This window comes from Rhizobium sp. CF080 (genome assembly GCF_000282095.2).
Lineage (GTDB): Bacteria > Pseudomonadota > Alphaproteobacteria > Rhizobiales > Rhizobiaceae > Neorhizobium.
In genome coordinates, this window is the sequence record NZ_AKKC02000009.1 from 308,334 (window position 1) to 321,660 (window position 13,327).

Annotated in this window: 16 protein-coding genes; 4 read left to right on the forward strand and 12 right to left on the reverse strand. The window is 59.5% G+C overall.

Going from position 1 to position 13,327, the window contains the following annotated elements; all coding sequences use genetic code 11:
* Positions 1 to 20: 20 nt before the first annotated feature.
* The 5 genes from PMI07_RS21860 to PMI07_RS21880 are packed head-to-tail and all read right to left on the reverse strand — an operon-like array spanning position 21 to position 2,354.
* The gene (locus tag PMI07_RS21860) at positions 21 to 386 is read right to left on the reverse strand and encodes a thermonuclease family protein (RefSeq protein ID WP_007761746.1); all 366 of its coding nucleotides are present in this window, start codon (positions 384 to 386) and stop codon (positions 21 to 23) included.
* A complete protein-coding gene (locus PMI07_RS21865; protein ID WP_007761748.1) occupies positions 383 to 619 on the reverse strand; it encodes a hypothetical protein in 237 nt (78 codons plus the stop codon). The genes PMI07_RS21860 and PMI07_RS21865 overlap by 4 nt, the downstream gene beginning before the upstream one ends.
* A gap of 34 nt (positions 620 to 653) precedes the next feature.
* Positions 654 to 1,202: a hypothetical protein gene (locus tag PMI07_RS21870; protein ID WP_155956603.1), complete on the reverse strand. Its 549-nt coding sequence runs from the start codon at positions 1,200 to 1,202 to the stop codon at positions 654 to 656.
* A 23-nt stretch (positions 1,203 to 1,225) separates the two neighbouring features.
* A complete protein-coding gene (locus PMI07_RS21875; protein ID WP_007761752.1) occupies positions 1,226 to 1,672 on the reverse strand; it encodes a hypothetical protein in 447 nt (148 codons plus the stop codon).
* Positions 1,673 to 1,685: 13 nt separating this feature from the next.
* Positions 1,686 to 2,354 carry an SOS response-associated peptidase gene (locus tag PMI07_RS21880; protein WP_007761755.1) on the reverse strand — a complete coding sequence of 223 codons (669 nt, stop codon included), beginning with the start codon at positions 2,352 to 2,354 and terminating at the stop codon, positions 1,686 to 1,688.
* 67 nt (positions 2,355 to 2,421) lie between these two features.
* On the opposite strand from PMI07_RS21880, the gene ligD reads away from it, so the two are divergent.
* Entirely contained in the window at positions 2,422 to 3,477 is a 1,056-nt protein-coding gene (gene ligD / locus PMI07_RS21885; protein WP_007761759.1) for a non-homologous end-joining DNA ligase, read from the forward strand.
* A gap of 20 nt (positions 3,478 to 3,497) precedes the next feature.
* On the opposite strand, the gene PMI07_RS21890 is transcribed toward ligD, so the two are convergent.
* From PMI07_RS21890 to PMI07_RS21905, 4 genes are all read right to left on the reverse strand, one after another.
* On the reverse strand, positions 3,498 to 4,787 hold the full coding sequence (locus tag PMI07_RS21890; RefSeq protein WP_007761762.1) for an ImmA/IrrE family metallo-endopeptidase: 1,290 nt from the start codon (positions 4,785 to 4,787) through the stop codon (positions 3,498 to 3,500).
* Positions 4,788 to 4,937: 150 nt separating this feature from the next.
* Positions 4,938 to 5,174 carry a hypothetical protein gene (locus PMI07_RS21895; protein ID WP_007761765.1) on the reverse strand — a complete coding sequence of 79 codons (237 nt, stop codon included), beginning with the start codon at positions 5,172 to 5,174 and terminating at the stop codon, positions 4,938 to 4,940.
* Between the two features lie 21 nt (positions 5,175 to 5,195).
* On the reverse strand, positions 5,196 to 5,438 hold the full coding sequence (locus PMI07_RS21900) for a hypothetical protein (protein ID WP_007761766.1): 243 nt from the start codon (positions 5,436 to 5,438) through the stop codon (positions 5,196 to 5,198).
* Between the two features lie 251 nt (positions 5,439 to 5,689).
* Entirely contained in the window at positions 5,690 to 7,093 is a 1,404-nt protein-coding gene (locus tag PMI07_RS21905; RefSeq protein WP_037087792.1) for a helix-turn-helix transcriptional regulator, read from the reverse strand.
* Positions 7,094 to 7,216: 123 nt separating this feature from the next.
* On the opposite strand from PMI07_RS21905, the gene PMI07_RS21910 reads away from it, so the two are divergent.
* On the forward strand, positions 7,217 to 8,803 hold the full coding sequence (locus PMI07_RS21910) for an isocitrate lyase (RefSeq protein WP_007772523.1): 1,587 nt from the start codon (positions 7,217 to 7,219) through the stop codon (positions 8,801 to 8,803).
* Positions 8,804 to 9,095: 292 nt separating this feature from the next.
* Here PMI07_RS21910 and PMI07_RS21915 read toward each other — a convergent pair whose 3' ends face one another.
* The 3 genes from PMI07_RS21915 to PMI07_RS21925 form a co-directional block, all read right to left on the reverse strand.
* Positions 9,096 to 9,641, reverse strand: coding sequence for an AraC family transcriptional regulator (locus tag PMI07_RS21915; protein ID WP_024164023.1), 546 nt, complete (start codon positions 9,639 to 9,641; stop codon positions 9,096 to 9,098).
* 341 nt (positions 9,642 to 9,982) lie between these two features.
* Positions 9,983 to 11,179 carry a mandelate racemase/muconate lactonizing enzyme family protein gene (locus tag PMI07_RS21920; RefSeq protein WP_007755895.1) on the reverse strand — a complete coding sequence of 399 codons (1,197 nt, stop codon included), beginning with the start codon at positions 11,177 to 11,179 and terminating at the stop codon, positions 9,983 to 9,985.
* 30 nt (positions 11,180 to 11,209) lie between these two features.
* Entirely contained in the window at positions 11,210 to 11,992 is a 783-nt protein-coding gene (locus PMI07_RS21925; RefSeq protein ID WP_155956604.1) for an IclR family transcriptional regulator, read from the reverse strand.
* Positions 11,993 to 12,137: 145 nt separating this feature from the next.
* Here PMI07_RS21925 and PMI07_RS21930 point away from each other — a divergent pair, with 145 nt between their 5' ends.
* Both PMI07_RS21930 and PMI07_RS21935 read left to right on the forward strand, forming a co-directional pair.
* The gene (locus PMI07_RS21930) at positions 12,138 to 12,833 is read left to right on the forward strand and encodes a demethylmenaquinone methyltransferase (RefSeq protein ID WP_007755898.1); all 696 of its coding nucleotides are present in this window, start codon (positions 12,138 to 12,140) and stop codon (positions 12,831 to 12,833) included.
* Positions 12,834 to 12,847: 14 nt separating this feature from the next.
* Positions 12,848 to 13,285, forward strand: coding sequence for a VOC family protein (locus tag PMI07_RS21935; RefSeq protein WP_007755899.1), 438 nt, complete (start codon positions 12,848 to 12,850; stop codon positions 13,283 to 13,285).
* Positions 13,286 to 13,327: the final 42 nt, after the last annotated feature.

Here is a 13,327-nt window from a genome sequence, read left to right on the forward strand (position 1 = left end):
ACCGGCTGCGGGGCTTTTTTCTATTTGCACCAGTCGTTCTTGCTACCGGGCCGCCATTCACGCGCGGTACCGTCTCTCAACAGGATCTGCCCAATCTCCCGCCCGTCCGGCAGATACAGGTTGACCAACGGGCGGTCGAAATCATCTATGCCCTTTGCCTCGATCTTGATCCGTTTGTCTCGGATGAGATCGGCCAGGTGGCGCTTGGCGATAAGAGCCAGCTTGCGCTCCTTCTCGCATTTCGCATGGATGCCAACTTCAGGTGTGTCTATGCCCCGGACATCAACGACGCCATGTCCGAGAAGGCGCATGTTCTGGCCGTCGCATTTCACGGTATCGCCGTCCACGGCGGTCAGCGACGCGCAGATGATCATCGCCCCTATCATTCCCCCACCCTTATTTCTGTTTTCTGCCGCACCTGCATGCCGCGATACGTCTCGGGCCGATGCTCCATGCAAAACCAGTCGGTCTTGGACTTATCGCGCTCGAACCCGAAGCCTCCCCATTTCGAGCAGCCCGGATGCTCGCACCAGTGCTCGAAATGCACCGGGGCGGCGGGATGGGTTGCTGTGCGTTCGTCGCTCACGTCATTTTCTCCAACATTTCCATAGGTCAGCATAACAGCGTCACCTGTGGTGAGGCTTTTCACTGGCTTACCATTCTCGCTCGTCTTCATACCGACAGTTCGAGATGCCATGTGCGCTGCCAGCATCTCCGAAACCGCCGCCTTGATGCTCGTTCTGAGATATGATGAGGGCCCGTTTTGTCACGGTGAATTTTCTGAGCAACGCGCGGGTGATGTCGCGGGCCGCCTCGCTGCGGGCGACGTCCCATTCAGCCTTGCTCGTCCAGCGCCTGGCGTCGTCGTCGTCAATGTCGAAGAGTGCCGTAAAGACGGTCAGGTAGACGTCGCTGAAGCCCGCGGGCTCGCCGTTCCCGATATCCCAGAAGAAGGAAAAAGGATCGAAGGTGCGATCCATGATTTTGCGCGCTATCGCGTGAATGTCGCCGGCGTGCCTCCTTTGCGAGCGCCCGGTTCCTGCGAAGGCATTGAGGTAGGGGCGATCGATGCAGGCTATACGATGGGCGATGGCGGATCTTAGTTCTCTGGCGATATCCATGGCGGTGACCTCGTATTGATAATGAGCGCCGCCGCCAAGCGCGTTCTTTAAATGTTCTGGTTTTGTGGGAGAGTCAATCACCCATGCTGAGCTGATCCACAAGGTCAGCGCACGTCGAAGCCGAGGACCCTGAATTGCCAGACGCCGTCTTCGAAATATTTCGTCACGCCACTGATCGGCGGGATGCCGTCGTGTCTTAGCTTCTCCTGCTGAAGCTGCAGCGCTTGGTCGGGGCTGTCGCAGTCTGGCCATCCCGCTATCGCTTGCGGGTAGACATCGTCAGGGTGCCCGCTGGGGACGCCACTCTCCCAGACTATCAGCCCGACCCTTTCGTTTTGGTCATGTGCGACTTCGACACGGGAAACGGTTGGCCACTCAACGTCGCCCTGGCGGCCGAAGATGGGGGCGGAAAAGACTTCAAAGGCCTCTGGGCCGCCAAACTGTTCCATCAGATCGATGAGCCTTGGCGATGGCGCCATTTCTCGCTCAAGAGGCGGCCAAAAATACTGGATGTCTTCGTCCAGATCGATGACTTCTAAAATATCGACCATCAGTTCTCTCCCGTCAAAGCGGGTTAATCGCCATCGCTTCCTGGAACTTCGAGCTGTTCACGTCCCGGCTGACCCGGTGGAATTGGAGCAGGTTGTCGAGATGGTGCTTGAGCAGCTCGGTGGCCTGCGGAACGGCCGTCCCGGCGGAGAGCCAGTCGTCATAATATTCCGGGTCGAGGATAACTGGCTGCCGGCTGTGCAACTGCTTCATCGGCTCCTCCGCCTCGGCCGTCAGGATCGTGCAGCTCGTGATGCCAAGCGCCTCGTTGTGCGCCCACAGGCCGGCGAATGAGAAGGGCGCCTCACCTGGTTGAAAGATAAACCATGGATCTTTCTTCCCGTCCTCTGGCGATACGGTCCATTCGTAAAAGCCATCGGCTGGTATCAGGCAGCGGCGCATTTTGAAGGCATCGCGAAACGCGGGCGTCGTTGGCGCGGTCTCGCTCCGGGCATTGAAAAGGGTCGCCTTCGGTATCTCCTTGGCCCAATGAGGCACAAGCCACCAGCGGCCTTCATCGACCACTTGGTTGCCCTCTTTGTCGTGACGGACGAACAGCACGTTCTGGGTCGGCGCGATGTTGTATCGTGGTTCGGTGTTGCGCCCGCGGTCATTATCTAGCCTCAGGCGGTAAAGCCGATGGACTTCCGACCAAGGAAGGTGATGGGTAAAGCGGCCGCACATCGGTCTCTCCTCCTGCTCGACAAACGGCGATACCGTATATTAAGCATCCTCTGATGCAATACGGGACATGTCCAAGCGCCCGCGCAAGCCTTCGAAGCCGTTGCTCATAGACGAGAACCTGCCCCTGCAGAGCCGGCGGGTTCGCCGCCGTGATCCAGAGCAGCCGCATCTTCCCTTCGATCCCATGCCCGATCGTGTGGAACCGTGCCTGGCGTTGCTGAAGAGCAAGCCGCCCCAGGGTGACGAGTGGTCCTACGAGATCAAATGGGACGGATATCGGATCGCGGTGCATATCGAGCCCAACCGGATCCGCATCATCACCCGCGGCGGCCATGATTGGACGCATCGTTTTCCTGGAATCGCTGATGCCGCAAAGGCGCTTGGCCCCGTCACGATGATCCTCGACGGGGAGGCGGTCATGCTCGACGAGCAGGGCCGGTCGGATTTCGGTCTGCTGCAGAAGTCCTTGGGCGCTTCGGGCAAGGCGGCCGGCAAGCTGCCGTCTCGGGATTCGATCCTCTATGCCTTCGATCTCCTCTACCTCGACGGACACGATCTGCGTGGGCTGGAATACTCCGCTCGCCGGCATCTGCTCGAAGATGCTCTGGATGAGCCAGGCGGGACGATCAGGGTCTCGGAAGAGTTCAACGCCGACCCGGATGATCTTCTCGCCCACGCATGCAGGCTGGGCTTGGAAGGGATCATCGCCAAGCATCGCGACCGGCCATACCGGTCCGGCCGTACGGGCGACTGGCTGAAGATCAAGTGCATCCAGAGCGACAGCTTCGCGATCATCGGCTACGAGCCGTCAACGGCGCTTCCCGGCGCAATCGCCAGCCTTCTGCTAGGCGCCCGGTACCGCGACGGCTACAAGTACGTCGGCAGTGTCGGGACCGGCTTCAAGCATGACGAGGCTCGACGGCTGAAGAAGATGCTCGACAAAATCAAGACGAGGCTGCCGGTTGACAAGGTCCCGGGCAAAAACCTGGTGATGACCGGGCCGATGTATGTCGCGGAAATTGAATACCGCGCATGGACGAATGACGGGAAGCTCCGCCATGCTTCGTTCAAGGGGTTGCGCGATCCTGACGACGTCTCGGAGATTTACCGGCTCCCGGGCTGAAAGTTCGAGAAATCGCAGCTCTAAAAATGGGGTGAAGTGCCTGCCAGCCATGCGCCTGCCGACGCTTGTCTTTTCACCCTCTGATCGTTGAGCAACCCCATCTTTCTCAGTTTAATTTCGATCATTTGCTTTGAAGCCTCAAACTCTATCGACAGCAGTGTGAGAAACTTGTAATACACCAACAAGTTATCCTGCTGATCATCTACGAAGATGAAGCCGAGGCCTCTGTATTTGATCCCGAGTTGAAGCCTGAATCTCGCCATTGCGAAGATGAACGCTCTATCCGGCAGGATAAGATCCGCTGAAAAGGCATTCGCCTGGAACTCAAGCCGGTCATAATTTAAGGGGTTTGAAGCCTCGCTGCTTATTTCCAGGTCTCGTTCTAGAATGGTTTCTGACCGCAAATAGTTCTGATGCCGTAAGCAGAAGTGTCCAATCTCGTGACCGATCGTAAAGCGCTGTTGATTGCTGTCTTGGTGTGAGTTTATCTCAATCGTGTTGAGGTCGAAGTTCGCTGAGCCCAAAATTTGGGCGCCGTCAGCACCCCTAATCACGCTGTTTGTGAACCTCAAATCAATGCCGAGCATCAGGCAGATCTTAGCCAGATCGACTGGACCAGCCTCATATTCGATCTGTTTCAGAATTTCCTCTGTCGCTTTCTTTATATCTTCAGCAGCGATGTACGGGACAGAAACCCGTGGGCTCCCGCTAACAGATTGGGTGGCCTCGTAGCCTGGCTCGAGGCTCGCCAGGAATTCTGCAACTGTGCCGAAGTAATTGCCCTCACAATAAGCAGAGAATTTCAGCGGCTTGGCGATGCCTTCGCCCCGAAAGATCTGTGACTTCACAGAGTGGGTGTCGAGGAAAGAACGACCCTTGCGGTCGACGACGATCTCCGCTCCGCGCTCGTCATATTTCGCGATGCCCAAGCCTCTGCTTTCGGCAACGTTGCGAGCACCCGATTGCAGCTTGGATGAAACGACCATTACGCCTTTGTGCCGGTTCGGAAATATCTCTTTGAGTTTGTCCGAAAATTCCCTGACGCGGTCTTCCGGTACGGCCCCAGCATAGTTTTTACATTCAAAGACAGCAAAGAAATGCGGTTTCTGCCGTCCTGGGTGGTATAATTCGATCACAACATCGAACTCGACGGGAGCGCCTCTGTCCCTGGAGGGGTATTTTTTCTTTCGGAGGATTTTACACTTCCCGTGCGGATATATGCCGAAGACTTCCTCCTCCCGGCTTTGCTGGTCGACAAGATATTTATAGAACTCATCTTCGAGCTTATCGCCCTTTTCGGTGGAATTCACGACTCATCCTCGACGTGGCAACCGGAGGATGATCATCCAATTCTTTTCGCTTGTTGGCTATCGCAACCTCGGTGTAGTGAATTGACGACCCGATTTGCCCACTGTTAATCCGTCAGTTCGCGGTGGCAGACGGTATGTCCGCGAGGATATTCACTCCAGATTCCGCTTTAGCGCCTTCAGCAGCGCGTCGAGCTCTGCGTTCGAGCCATGCGCCAGCACCAGGTTATCCGCCACCTCGATGATAGCAGTCAGCACTTCGGTCTCTTCCCATCCCGCTTTAACCGCGGCCTGTATCAGATCCTGAATCGGGATCTCGACCGCCATCTGGCAAAGGAGGTGGCGGTTCTCGTCGCCAGGCGGGACGGTTGGTGGAGGGATGTCGGTCATGGTATGACGCCCCGACGAGCACTATTCCAGCTCGGGAATTTCTCCGCTCTGGAAGAGCACGACCGGCGGTCCATACTCACCGATGGCTGGGTCTGCGTCCCTGCTCCAGGCTACAACGCCATCATATTGGTCTGCCATCATGCGGGCGTCCCGTTTGGCTCGCTCTTCGTTGTCGACTTGGCGGGGATCAAATGCGGGGATGAGGTTACCCTCGTCATCTTTTGTGAATGCGGCCAGAACAATGAGTTTCCCCGATGTCGACATTGGCTTCCTCCATTTTGTCGGCTGCGCGGCGCAACCTAACCTCATGATAGTCGCTTATCGCGCGGCTCAAGGCAATCTGCCACGTTCCTAGTATGATCTCGTCATGTTCCCCGTGTCGGCTGTTGTGACCACTACGGCCTCCCGCTACCATTCAATCCCATCGCAACCAGTCAGCACGCCGTTCCAGTCAGCATGACACAATCACCGGCTGCCTAAGCGAGCTGTTGGTGCCTGCCTGCTGGCTTTCGCCGCTAGGAGTCCGAGAAGCCGAATGGTGCATCTGTTCGCCGAAAGGTGTCGGCGAGGATTTGACGTCCGATCGGCGGCTCTGATCGTGCCGAACACTCGCTGCGATGACAGAGGCGGCAGCCGATCCCGATCGGTGTCGGGGTTTCGTTTGAGGTGCGAGCGCGATTGTAGATCAGCCGCTCCGCATGTTGCGCCTCGCAGACCAGGGCGACGGCGCGTTCCACATGCGGCTGGCCATAGGCGCCGCCGCCGGAACTCACGGTTCTGGCAATGGAGAAGAAGCGCTGACCGTCGGGCAGCTCGAGCCACTGTGTGACGACCCGACGCGGCGTCGAGAACACTTGATGGACCGTCCAGAGAGGACAGCCGCCCCCATGGCGGGCGAAAGGAAAGGTGCCGCTGTTCAGCCTTTTCGAGACGTTGCCCGCGGCATCGACGCGAATGAAGAAGAACGGAACGCGTTCCTGCCCCGGCTTCTGAAGGGTCGTCATCCGGTGGGCGGTCTGCTCGAAGCTCGTCCCGAACTGCCGGGCGAGAGCCTCGACATCGTAGCCCCGCGCTTCGACCGCGCGGGCAAATTCAGCATAGGGCATCAGGAGAGCCGCGGCACAATAGGCCGCGAGGGCCCGGTGACCCAGCCGACGCGAGTTTTCATTCTGGAACTTGCCCTCGGTGAGGGCGAGCTGGATATCCTGTTCAAACTCCAGATAGGCAAGCTGCTGCGCCAGCTGAAAGTTCTGACTTGCAACATCCAGCACATCGCTCAGCAGGATCTCTTTTCGATGCCAATCCAGCCTGCGGACAGAGCCGGTCATGACCTCTGGCGGCATGCGCCTTACCCGAAGATTGTGATGCTGCTTGAGATAACCGACGAGACCGCCGCTTTCTCCGATCCTGACGGCGAGTTTTTCTGCTGCCGCATCAAGTAGGGGAAAGCAATTTCGTCGCGCTGACAGGAAGCTTCGAACTGCGGCGACCGGATCAGAGGGGCTCTCGGGAGCCTCGGTGGAAGACCTCTGATTGAGGTCCGCCAGTGCGAACTGTTCTTCCTTGTAAGCGAGGTGCAGCCTGAGCAGCGCTTCCGCAAACCCCGGGAAGCTGCTCGCCACGTCGCCAATTTCCAATGCGTCAAAGTCGATGTCGCCGAGGATCGGGTCCCGCACGACGGATTGCAGACGAGCGACCATGTCGCGGCCGGAATCGTCGGCAAATTCGGAAAAATCGATCTTGTAGGTTTTGGCGAGACGCAGAAGCATTTCCGCCGTGACGGGGCGCTGGTTTCGCTCCATCAGCGCGATGTAGGACGGCGATATCTCCAGATCCAACGCCATGTTCGCCTGCGTCAGGCCCAGATCTCGCCGAAGACGCCGCAATCGCGGACCTAAATAGACACCGTGCTTATCCATACATGGCATTACAACATTACAAACGTTTTTTGTAAAGTTTGACAACGTGACACCGAAGTCACTCGCTTTTCCGCGGGGCGGGGATAATTTCTCTCGCAGTGCAAAAAGATTTGCGGAGGAACCATGTCGTATCAGAATCAGGTTGAGAATGCGGGCAAGATTATCCGGAGTGACTGGACGGGCGTCACCGCAGAAGCTGTCGCGCGGATGCGGTTGCAGAACCGTTTCCAGACGGGACTGGATATCGCCCGCTACACCGCGGCGATCATGCGAAAGGACATGGAGGCCTATGACGCCGACCCTTCGAAATACACCCAGTCGCTCGGTTGCTGGCACGGCTTCATCGGCCAGCAGAAGCTGATCTCGATCAAGAAGCATTTCGGCACGACCGACCGCCGCTACCTTTATCTGTCGGGCTGGATGGTTGCCGCGTTGCGTTCCGAATTCGGTCCGCTGCCGGACCAGTCCATGCACGAAAAGACCAGCGTCCCGGCGTTGATCGGGGAACTCTACACGTTCCTGCGTCAAGCGGATGCGCGCGAGCTGGGCATGCTGTTCCGCGAGGTTGATGCGGCACGCGAGGCTGGGGACCAAGTCAAGGAAAAGCAGCTTCTGCACGCGGTCGACAATTACCAGACGCATGTCGTTCCGGTCATCGCCGATATCGACGCTGGCTTCGGCAACGCAGAGGCGACCTATCTGCTTGCCAAAAAGATGATCGAGGCCGGTGCCTGCGCGCTGCAGATCGAGAACCAGGTTTCGGACGAGAAGCAATGCGGCCATCAGGACGGCAAGGTCACGGTTCCACATGAGGATTTCGTCGCGAAAATCCGTGCCTGCCGCTATGCGTTCCTGGAACTGGGCATCGACGACGGCATCATCGTCGCCCGCACGGATTCACTCGGCGCGGGCCTGACAAAGCAGATCGCCTTCAGCCGCGAGCCGGGTGACATCGGCGATCTCTACAATTCGTTCCTGGATTGCGAAGACGTCAACGATCTGGCGAGCCTCAACGGCGATGTCATCATCAATCGCGATGGCAAGCTGGTGCGCCCGAAGCGCCTGGCGTCGAACCTCTATCAGTTCCGCGAGGGAACGGGTGCTGACCGCTGCGTTCTCGACTGCGTCAACGCCCTGAAGAACGGCGCCGACCTGCTGTGGATCGAAACGGAAAAGCCGCATATCGAGCAGATCGCTTCGATGGTCGATCGTGTCCGCGAGACCGTGCCCAACGCCAAGCTGGTCTACAATAATTCGCCGTCCTTCAACTGGACACTGAACTTCCGCCAGCAGGTCTTCGACACCTGGCAGAAGGAAGGCAAGGATGTCTCCGCCTATGATCGCGCGAGGTTGATGAGCGTCGATTACGACGGAACGGAACTGGGCCTTGAGGCCGACGAAAAGATCCGTACCTTCCAGCGCGACGCGTCCAAGCGGGCCGGCATCTTCCATCACCTGATCACGCTGCCGACCTATCACACGGCGGCATTGTCCACCGACAATCTCGCCAGGGAATATTTCGGCGAGGCGGGAATGCTCGGCTATGTCGCCAACGTCCAGCGCAAGGAGATCCGCGAGGGTATCGCCTGCGTCAAGCACCAGAATATGGCCGGCTCCGATCTCGGTGACGATCATAAGGAATACTTCGCCGGCGAAGCCGCGCTCAAGGCTGGCGGTTCTCACAACACCATGAACCAGTTCGCGGCTTAATCACGGCGGCAAACGGTCGGGGGCGCGCAGGAGGAGGCGCGCCCCGACCGCGCTAGGCAACACGGCCGGGCGCCAAACACGTAGGCGAGCCGGGCGACACGACTGGAATAGAAGGTGTTCGCTTGGTTTGCTGCCCGACCTACTATTCAGTCCTAGCGCAACCAGTCTTAGCGTGCGACTTTTCGGAGCAGCGTCGACATTTCCGGCGGTTAGCGGATATTTCTCATCGCCGTCTCCGCTTTCCCTCAGAAATTCCCTTCGAATTCCCTGCCGAAATGTCCGTCAATCTCGGTCAGTTGTACAGAACGGCGGCCGTCTCGCGGTTGTTTTGTCCGGACCTTTCAAGCCACATCTGCTTTCGCCATGCATGTGGGGCAATCCCGTACAGGCGGCGGAAACTGTTGGTGAGGTGTGCCTGATCGGTCATGCCGCAGTCGACCGCGATCTGGCAGAGTGGTTCATTGGTGTCGGTCATCATCCGGCAGGCCAGTTCCATGCGCTTGCGAGTGACGTATTTGTGCGGTGTTTCGCCGAAGCTTGCCTTGAAGGCGCGCTGGAAGTGGCCGGCGCTCAGGTTGCAGAGAGCTGCCAAGTCTTCGACGCGGATCGTCGAGCGGAGATAGACTTCGACATAGGCCTGCACATTGCGCATCTGCCAGGGCGCCAGGCCGCCAGCGGCTGTTTGGCAGGGGGCGGATCCGGGTTGATCGGGGCCTCGCATGACCTGCCTGGTGGCAAGCCCCTCGAGATTGATCTCCGACGTCCGATATCCTGAAACGCCGTCGCGCTTCGTCGAAAGGTTGGCTGGCTGTGCCTTCGCGGGCTGTGGGAACTGCATCCTAAGTCTCCTTCACTCTTAGTGTGCTTCGTCTCGGGCGGCGCGACATCGAAGGGCTTTGAGCCAGTGGGGGCGACTGGAAGGTCCCTGCCTGCTGGTGTCGATGACCGGAGTCTAACCCCGATGCAGCCGGCGGGACTATTCGACATGAGGGCTGATCCCCCTATCCAAAGGTATGACCGAGACGCCGTGGAGTTGTCCGGCTACCTCTGCGGGTCACGTCTCTATCCCGTGGACATAGCAAAAGGCTCCGGAGCGATCGCTCCGGAGCCTTGTATTCAGGCTGGGTTCCTATTGCGTGCGGCGGCGCGAGAGACGCGATGTGCGGCCTGAGGCCTGGCTCAATCGAAGAACGCCAGGTCGTCTTCGGACAGATAGCGCTTGGCCTTTTCGGGCACGAGGTCGACGCCCATGCCAGGCCGGTCGATGACGTCGATGAAGCCGTCCCTGACGATCGTCTCCGGCAGGCCTTCGACGATGTCGTACCACCAGGCGGGGTCGCCGGTCGTGTATTCGAAGGCGACGAAATTGTTGGGGAGGGTGGCCGAGACCTGGATGAGGGCGGCGAGGCCGAGCAAGCCGTTCGCCGTTCCATGCGGCGCCATCAGGATCGAATGCAGGTCGGCATATTCGGCGATCCATTTCAGTTCGGCGATGCCGCCGACATCGGCCGGGTCGGGACCGACCACATGGACCGCCTGGCCCTCGATCAGCTCCTTGAAGTTCTGCCGCAGATAGATCTGCTCGCCGGTATGGATCGGCGTCGTGCTCGTGCGGGTCAGTTCGCGATAGATGCCGGCGTTGACCCAGGGCGTATAGTCTCCCGAGAGCAGGTCTTCGACCCAGAGAAGATTGTAGGGTTCCAGCATGCGCACCAGCCGGATCGCGTCCGGAAGCATCCAGCCAGGCCCGCAATCGAGCGCGAGCCCGATGCCGTCGCCGGCGACTTCCTTCATCGCGGCGACGCAATCGACGAAATGCCGCAGGCCCTTTTCGGTGATCGGGCCGCGATCGAGCGCCCCGTGGAAGGGGCTCGCGTTCGGCTCGTGATAGTAAAAATTCTCGATCGCCCGTTTCATCGGCGAATGGAAGCCGATCGGTTGCTTGATGATGGTGAAGCCTTCGGGGAGCGCCATCATCTTCTTCAGGTCGTCGGCGAGGTCCTCCGGCCGGTGGTCGGCCAGCGGGAAGCGGATAGAACCGTTGTAGACGCGCACGCGGTCGCGCACCTTGCCGCCGAGAAGCTTGTAGACGGGCACGTTGGCGGCCTTGCCGGCAATGTCCCACAGCGCCATCTCGATGATACTGACGGCGGATCCCCAGGGCTTGAAGCCACCGCGCTGGCGGATCTTCAGCATGACGCGCTCGACATTGGTCGGGTCCTCGCCGATCAATGCCTCGCGGAAGGCGAGGATATGGGTCTTCAGGTAAGGCTTCCAGGTTTCAGCCTGGCCGTAGCCCGAAATGCCCTCGTCGGTGACGATCCGCACGATCGGGCTTTTGCCGATGACCGCGCATTTGAGATCGACGATCTTCATTTTTCCTCCCAGTCGACGTTTCGGTCCTGATCAGACCGGCATTGCTTCGCTCATCGCCCGCGCCGCATCGATGGCGGCAAGCCGGATCTCCTCCATGCGGCTCGCCTCCGCGCCGGCCAGATAGGGAATGCTGATCGCCGCGACCACCCGCCCGGTCCTGTCCCGCACCGGGGCGGCAAAGGCCTGGATGCTCGGCGCGTTCTCGCCCCTGTCCTGCGCCCAGCCCAGCCGCTTGATGCGGGTCAGTTCGGTCATCAGCCGTTTCGGATCGGTCAGCGATTTGGGCGTATAGGCAACCAGCGGCTTTGCGAGCCAGGCGGCCAGCTCTTCGGGCGGCAGATGCGCCAGCAGCATCTTGCTGGCGGCGCCGGCATGGATCGGCATGCGCTGGCCTGGTGCCACCGTCAGAGCATATTGCCGACGGCCTTGCGCCGCTGCCAGAACCAGAATGCCGTCCTGATCGATGACCGACAGCTTGCTGCCTTCGCCGATCTCGGCCGAGAGCTTGTCTAGGAAGGGCTGCGCAAAGGCCGCGAGGTCGATCTCGCTGACGCCGCTTGCGACATGCGAGGCAAGCGACAGCAGCCGCCGCCCCAGATGATAGGCGCCCGCATCGTCCCTGCGGACCATGTCGTGGCCCTGCAGTGTGTTGACGATGCGATAGATGGTCGTGCGGGGCAGGGAGAGCAGGGCAGTCAGCTCCCGGATCGTGGCGCCGTTCGGCCGCCGCTCCAGTTGCCCGAGGACATCCATCATCCGGTCGATGACCGGGATCGTGTACTTCGACGCGCCGGCGTCACTCATTTGATCCATGGAATATGTTCGTCGTTGACAATCGGTTCGGCATCTTCCTATCATGCATTATTGAACTTCGGAAGTTCAAATATGAATTTGCTTGGTATTCTTTTGGAGGGATGAGCAGGTTCGAATTGGGTTTCTGCTGGAGGAGGCAGACCACATGGACAGAGATTCCGCAGCGATCGCGGCAAAGGCCGCGCGCTTCAACAAGCTCTACACCGCTGCCGTCTACGACATTCTCGACGAAATGGGGCTTCCGCATCAATGCATGGATCTCGACATCCGGGCGCTGGATCGCGGCATGCGGATCGCCGGACCCGCCTTCACCGTCGCCTGTACGGCGGACATGCGCACCGACGACGAATACGACAATGAAGAGGTGAAGACCTTCACCTTCTTCCGGCGGATGTATTCCGGCTGCGTCGTGCTGATTTCGGCGGCCGGGGAGCGCAAGGCCGGTCACTGGGGCGAGCTGATGAGCACCGGCGCGAAGAGCAAGGGTGCGGTCGGCGTCGTTGTCGATGGCGGCATCCGCGACGGCAATATCCTGATGGGCATGGAGAACTGGCCCGTCTTCACCCGCTATCTTTCCCCGATCGAATCCCGACAGCGAACCCGTATCAGCGGCATCGAGGTGCCGATCGCCGTCACCGGTACCCTGACCTCGCAGATACGGGTCGATCCCGGCGACTGGATCTTCGGCGATATGGACGGCGTGATCGTCATTCCCGCCGACAAGGTGGATGCGGTGCTCGACCGCGCCGAAGAGATCATGGGCATAGAGAACCGCTCGCGCAACGAGATCCGTGCGGGCGCCGACGTTGCCGATGTCTATGCCAAATACGGCCGCCTCTAACCGGAGACATTCTCATGCTGACCGTTTCGTCGATCGCCCATGTGGCCATTCGCGTCAAGGATATCGATCGTACCCTCGACTTCTATGTCAACAAGCTCGGCTTTTCCGAAATGATGCGCCTCGACCGCGAGGGCCGGCTCTGGCTGGTCTATCTGCGCATCACCGATGATCAGTATCTCGAAATCTTCCCGGAAGGCGAGGGCGACAAGGCGGCCGAGCGCGAGGCGGTCGGTTACAATCATCTGTGCCTTGCCGTGCCGGATATCCAGAAGACCGTGGCCGAACTCGATGCGCTCGGCATCGAGCGCATCCGGCCGACAATCAAGGCGGCCGACAACAACTGGCAGACCTGGATCGAGGATCCGGACGGGCACCGCATCGAGTTGATGCAGATGGCCGATGACAGCCTGCAGTTCGAGGCGATCAAGCGGCTGAAGGCGCAGGCCCGATAGTCATAGGCAAATAACGAGGGGGCAGGCACCGGCCTGCCAGGA

Bases quoted from the DNA above. Each gene is read 5' to 3' on its own strand.
- ligD (WP_007761759.1), top strand. From the start codon at position 2,422: ATGTCCAAGCGCCCGCGCAAGCCTTCGAAGCCGTTGCTCATAGACGAG.
- PMI07_RS21935 (WP_007755899.1), top strand. From the start codon at position 12,848: ATGCTGACCGTTTCGTCGATCGCCCATGTGGCCATTCGCGTCAAGGAT.
- PMI07_RS21895 (WP_007761765.1), bottom strand. From the start codon at position 5,174: ATGACCGACATCCCTCCACCAACCGTCCCGCCTGGCGACGAGAACCGC.
- PMI07_RS21915 (WP_024164023.1), bottom strand. From the start codon at position 9,641: ATGCAGTTCCCACAGCCCGCGAAGGCACAGCCAGCCAACCTTTCGACG.
- PMI07_RS21920 (WP_007755895.1), bottom strand. From the start codon at position 11,179: ATGAAGATCGTCGATCTCAAATGCGCGGTCATCGGCAAAAGCCCGATC.
- PMI07_RS21925 (WP_155956604.1), bottom strand. From the start codon at position 11,992: ATGGATCAAATGAGTGACGCCGGCGCGTCGAAGTACACGATCCCGGTC.
- PMI07_RS21900 (WP_007761766.1), bottom strand. From the start codon at position 5,438: ATGTCGACATCGGGGAAACTCATTGTTCTGGCCGCATTCACAAAAGAT.
- PMI07_RS21860 (WP_007761746.1), bottom strand. From the start codon at position 386: ATGATAGGGGCGATGATCATCTGCGCGTCGCTGACCGCCGTGGACGGC.
- PMI07_RS21865 (WP_007761748.1), bottom strand. From the start codon at position 619: ATGCTGACCTATGGAAATGTTGGAGAAAATGACGTGAGCGACGAACGC.
- PMI07_RS21910 (WP_007772523.1), top strand. From the start codon at position 7,217: ATGTCGTATCAGAATCAGGTTGAGAATGCGGGCAAGATTATCCGGAGT.
- PMI07_RS21880 (WP_007761755.1), bottom strand. From the start codon at position 2,354: ATGTGCGGCCGCTTTACCCATCACCTTCCTTGGTCGGAAGTCCATCGG.
- PMI07_RS21905 (WP_037087792.1), bottom strand. From the start codon at position 7,093: ATGGATAAGCACGGTGTCTATTTAGGTCCGCGATTGCGGCGTCTTCGG.
- PMI07_RS21930 (WP_007755898.1), top strand. From the start codon at position 12,138: ATGGACAGAGATTCCGCAGCGATCGCGGCAAAGGCCGCGCGCTTCAAC.
- PMI07_RS21875 (WP_007761752.1), bottom strand. From the start codon at position 1,672: ATGGTCGATATTTTAGAAGTCATCGATCTGGACGAAGACATCCAGTAT.